Origin of the sequence: Micrococcus sp., from assembly GCF_030523875.1 — a bacterium.
Lineage (GTDB): Bacteria > Actinomycetota > Actinomycetes > Actinomycetales > Micrococcaceae > Micrococcus.
On record NZ_JAUNHR010000042.1, the window covers coordinates 1 to 1614 of the forward strand.

Annotated in this window: 1 protein-coding gene; it reads right to left on the minus strand. The window is 77.4% G+C overall.

Annotated features, from left to right (window positions below; translation table 11 throughout):
- Nucleotides 1-1547 (minus strand): TPM domain-containing protein (locus Q4D18_RS06990; RefSeq protein ID WP_303126802.1); only part of this gene is annotated, 1547 nt, incomplete at its 3' end.
- Nucleotides 1548-1614: the final 67 nt, after the last annotated feature.

The window sequence follows — 1614 nt, forward strand, 5'->3', positions numbered from 1 at the left end:
CCGCCCATGCCGCCGTAGCCGAAGCCGGCCACGTCCTCCTGGGCGCGCTGGCTCGCGCGGTCGGACAGCTGCGAGGCGCGCTGGGCGTGCTCGAGCGCGGAGACCGGGTCCGAGGAGCGCAGGGACATGGCCGTCTGCAGCGCGCGGTCGGCCTCGGCCAGACGGGTGCGGGCCTCCGAGCCGACGGCGCCGCGGCGGGCCCCGATGAAGTCGGCGGTGCCGTCGATCTGCGCCTGCGCCTGGGAGAGCGCCGCGGGGAGCATCTGATCCGCCTGGCGCGCCTGCTCGCGGGCGTCCCGGACGCCGCTGAGCGGGGTGTTCAGCTGGCGGTGCGCCGCCTCGAGTCGGTGCAGCAGGTCCAGCGGGTCCGGGCGGCCGGACTGCAGCTCGGCCCGCACCGTGGACAGCGTCTGGCGCATCCCGCCCACGGGGCCGGCCAGTTCGGGGCTGCGGCCGGCGGCCAGGAGCGCCTCCGCCTCGGCCAGGTCCTGCTCGGACTGGGAGATGCCGGTCTGCACGTTGGCCGTGAGGGTGCCGAGGGTGCCGCCGGCCTTGGCCACGGCCTCGGTCAGGGTGCGCACCTGTCCGAGGGACTGCTCGGCGGCGCGCACGGCGAGGGCGGCCGTGGAGCGGTCGCCGGCGTCGAGCGCGGTGCGGGCCTTGGCCTCGGCCGTCGTGACGAACTCGAGGCGCTCCCGGGCCTGCACGGCGTTGTCGTTGACCTCGGCGAGGGCGGATTCGGCGTACCGGGCGTGCAGGTCCACGAGCGTCTCCTCCGCGCGGCGCACGGTGGACTCGGCCTCCGGCAGCCGGCCCTCCAGGTCGGCGAGGGCCTGCGGGACCGAGTTCTCCAGGTCGCGCAGGGAGTCGAACTCCTTCTGGTGCACCGCCAGCGCGGCGCCCACCTTGTCCGAGCGGGCGATGATCTCCTTGAGCCAGGAGCGCTGGTCCTCCTCGGTGTCCGGGATGTGGTCGTCCAGCTGGTGCTGCAGCTGGAACGAGGCCTTCATGTGCTCCTTGGCCTGCTCGATGTCCTCGCGGAACGTCCCCACGGCGCCCTCACCGTACGAGGCCATGGCGAAGCCCAGCTCCTGCTCCGAGGCGCGGATGGCGTCGTCGGCCGCCACCAGCTTGGAGCCGGCCTTCGTGCGCAGCTCCTCCACGCTCAGCGCGTCCAGCGGGTCCTGCGGGCCCGCGGGGGCCTGCTCCCGGACCGGATCGGCGGCGCCCCCGTCCTTCTTCTTCCGGCTGCGGGCCACGAGGACGCCGCCGCCCACGGCGGCCGCCAGCGCCGCCGCCCCGAGGGCGCCGGTGAGGGCGCCGCCCGCGCCGCCGCCCGGGGCCTGGGCCGTGCCCGCGTCCCGCTGACCGGCCGCGCCGGGCAACGCGCCCGCGGGCTCGTAGGTCTCACCCGTGCGGCCGCGGCCGTCCATGCGGCCGTCCGCGGCGTCGTCGAGGCCCTCGACGGCCCCCACCCCGGGGGCGAGCCCCTCGCCCGGCTTCGGCGCCGACGGCGCGGGCGCGCTCGCCGGGCGCTGCTCCAGCATCGACACCGGCGTGCGCCTCGCGCCGCGGTAGCCGCCCGACGGCGGCACCGGCGGCGCGCCGTCCGTG